Origin of the sequence: Methylobacter sp. BlB1 (genome assembly GCF_015476545.1) — a bacterium.
Taxonomy (GTDB): domain Bacteria; phylum Pseudomonadota; class Gammaproteobacteria; order Methylococcales; family Methylomonadaceae; genus Methylobacter.
In genome coordinates, this window is sequence record NZ_JADMKV010000188.1 from 1 (window position 1) to 929 (window position 929).

A 929-nucleotide genomic window follows, 5' to 3' on the forward strand; every position below is an offset into this window, starting at 1 on the left:
GCAGGCTTTATCGGCAATCACGTAGCCATCAAATTACTGGAACGGGGCGATGAAGTCATCGGCGTGGATAATCTCAATGATTACTACGATGTCAACCTGAAAAAAGCCCGCCTGGCCCGTATTCTCGAACACAAGCATTACACCGATGTACGCGCCGATATCGCCGACCGGGAAGCGATGGAGCGGCTTTTTAAAGAGCATCAGCCGCAAAGGGTGGTCAATCTGGCGGCACAGGCCGGGGTTCGCTATTCCATAGAGAATCCGCATGCGTATATCGACAGCAATATCGTCGGCTTCATCAATATCCTGGAAGGCTGCCGGCATCACAAAATAGAGCACCTGGTTTATGCCTCCAGCAGTTCGGTTTATGGCGCCAATGAGACGATGCCGTTCTCCGTGCACGACAATGTCGATCATCCGCTCAGCCTGTATGCGGCCTCCAAAAAGGCCAATGAGCTGATGGCGCATACCTACAGCAATTTATATCAACTGCCGACTACCGGATTAAGGTTCTTTACCGTTTATGGTCCGTGGGGCAGGCCGGACATGGCGCTGTTTCTGTTTACCAAAGCCATTCTGGCCGGCGAGCCGATCCAGGTGTTCAACTACGGCAAGCATCGGCGGGATTTCACCTATATCGACGACATCGTCGAGGGCATCATCAGAACCCTGGACCATCCCGCCCAGCCCAACCCGGACTGGACCGGCAAACGGCCTGATCCGGGCACCAGCAAAGCGCCGTGGCGGGTCTACAATATCGGCAACCAAAATCCGGTCGAGTTATCGGCTTACATAGAAACCCTGGAAAAAGCCTTGGGCAAAACAGCAGAAAAACAGCTGTTGCCATTGCAGCCCGGGGATGTGCCGGATACCTATGCCGATGTGGAAGCCTTGGTAGAAGATGTGGGGTATAAACCGAATACGCCCAT

1 protein-coding gene is annotated in these 929 nt (G+C 53.7%); it reads left to right on the top strand.

The features are described from left to right. Window positions 1-929 (top strand): NAD-dependent epimerase (locus tag IT781_RS21945; protein ID WP_194972296.1); only part of this gene is annotated, 929 nt, incomplete at both ends.